The sequence below is a fragment of the Nostoc sp. genome (assembly GCF_036917755.1).
GTDB lineage: Bacteria > Cyanobacteriota > Cyanobacteriia > Cyanobacteriales > Nostocaceae > Nostoc.
On record NZ_JBALFC010000093.1, the window covers coordinates 1 to 2209 of the forward strand.

2 protein-coding genes are annotated in these 2209 nt (G+C 40.1%); one reads left to right on the top strand and one right to left on the bottom strand.

The window, feature by feature from the left end; genetic code table 11:
• The first annotated feature begins 92 nt into the window (after positions 1-92).
• Positions 93-1217, top strand: a complete 1125-nt coding sequence (dinB, locus tag V7L05_RS20160) for a DNA polymerase IV (RefSeq protein WP_335166581.1) — start codon at positions 93-95, stop codon at positions 1215-1217.
• On the opposite strand, the gene V7L05_RS20165 is transcribed toward dinB, so the two are convergent.
• Positions 1188-1391 (bottom strand): CopG family transcriptional regulator, encoded by a 204-nt coding sequence (locus tag V7L05_RS20165; protein ID WP_335166583.1) that lies wholly within the window; start codon positions 1389-1391, stop codon positions 1188-1190. The genes dinB and V7L05_RS20165 overlap by 30 nt on opposite strands.
• Between the last annotated feature and the right edge of the window lie 818 nt (positions 1392-2209).

Sequence of the window (2209 nt, forward strand, 5' to 3'; positions counted from 1 at the left end):
CTTAGAACGAGAGACTAGTGCTAGTGTACTATAATATTTGTAGTTTAGGATTTTATTTGCTTGGAAATAGTGTGTGAAAAGCGAGACTGCTTGTGGTGGAGCTACCCTTGGGACAAGAATCTGTCGCTAGAACCAGGAAAATAATTCATGTTGATATGGATGCCTTCTACGCATCGGTAGAGCAGAGGGATAACTCTAGCTACCGAGGCAAACCGTTAGTAGTCGGTGGCAGTCCGAATCAACGAGGCGTGGTTGCAGCAGCCAGTTATGAAGCCAGAAAATTTGGTATTCACTCCGCGATGCCGTCAGTAACTGCGATCGCTAAATGCCCCGGACTGATATTCGTCAGACCAAGATTCGATATTTACCGAGATATTTCCGCAGCAATCCACGCCATATTCAAACGCTATACTGACTTGGTGGAAGGAGTTGCACTAGATGAAGCATATCTAGATGTTACTGAGAATAGGCAAAACATTCCCTACGCTTCTACGATTGCAAGACACATCAAAACTGCAATTTTGCAGGAAACTCAGTTGAGGGCAACCGCAGGCGTGTCGATTAACAAGTTTCTTGCAAAAATGGCATCAGGTCAAAATAAGCCCAACGGACTAACGGTGATTTTGCCAGAGCAAGCGATCGCTTTTGTAGAACAGCTAGCGATTGAGAAGTTCCACGGTATAGGAGAGGTGACGGGGGCTAAAATGCACTCGCTCGGTATTCATACTGGCGCAGATTTGAAGGGGCGAACTCTTTCTGAGTTAACACACCACTTTGGCAAAGCAGGGCAATACTACTATAAGATTGCCAGAGCAGAAGATGACCGCCCAGTTGAGGCGAATCGGGTTCGCAAGTCCATTGGTGCAGAAACCTCGTTTGCACAGGACTTAAGCGATATCAGCCAGATGTTGCAAGAACTCGAACAGATTGCCCAAATTGTCGAGCAACGGTTGGAGCAGCATGAAACGCGAGGACGCACATTAACCCTGAAAGTTAAGTTCTCTGACTATCAGCAGTTAACCCGCAGTAAGACAATGCTTGCTCCCATTAGTGAACTCTCTACGATTTTTGAGATAGCTAAAGGACTGTTTGAGTCGATTGATCTGGAAAACCGCAGTATTAGGTTGCTGGGTATTTCCTTGTCCAATTTGGATAACGCCAAACAGTTACAAGCGATTCAATTGCCACTATTTCAAAATGGGAACATCATATTTTAGCGTAGGTGTAGTCTGTTCAGACGCTGACAACTCGGTTATGGAGAGAGAGCGAATCAACTCCCGAATCACATCAGTTGCAGGTCTACCTGTACTTGTACAATATTTTTCAAGTTTTTCGCTTTCAGCTGATGCAAGATTTATTGTGATTCGTTTGACAGCCCATTTTTTGTTCATGACTTGCTCTATTGATCAAATTTAATGAATTATCTAGACTTTAAATGTTAAGTACAATACTTAACAAATATATAGATGTTAACCACAGCATACTTGCCATAAAAACATTTTTAACACATCTTCCCCAGAGTATTTACTTATAATCCAAAACTTCACTGATAAATCATCTATATGAACTTTAAAACATTTGAAACAAGCTTGTATTTTTTGTAAATATTGTTAAGCAAAGCGCAATCGAAGTGAGCCTTGCAAGAGGCGTATAATCAGCAAGTATTGCCAATTAAATTTAGTAAACCTTATCTTCATACAATTATATCTAATATTCATTTGCTCTTTACCCAAAGGTGAAATTGATTAACTACTCTGGATATTGACTTTGATTCAAGCACTATATTTAACTCTATAAATTAACGAAACTTTAACTTAATGCTTCTAGAAAATTTTCTAGGAGCATTAAGGTTTAATAATTTTGGTTCTTCAGTATCTGTTATGCCAAATTATTAGTTAGATATCAAAACTAGGCTCGACAATAAAGCTCAAAAGCCCGAATCAGTGCTAAACCCCATAAATAACTAGTAAATAATGTTAATTTTTCTTGCCTAGTAAGCGTTTCATGGCTTTTTTGAAGGTAATTTAGCATGATAGATATATTAATTTTTATTCAGTCAGAGCTTAATTTACCCACAAGAATCATCAACTCTCAACTCGCGCCAAACATCAGACGGTTGCCACCCAGAGTTACCCACAGAGCGGAGGGGGCGATAGTGTTCAGAAATGTATTCGGATTCGGAAACGTAGTCTTCAATGTACACAGGTGG

Bases quoted from the DNA above. Each gene is read 5' to 3' on its own strand.
- V7L05_RS20165 (WP_335166583.1), bottom strand. From the start codon at position 1,391: ATGAACAAAAAATGGGCTGTCAAACGAATCACAATAAATCTTGCATCA.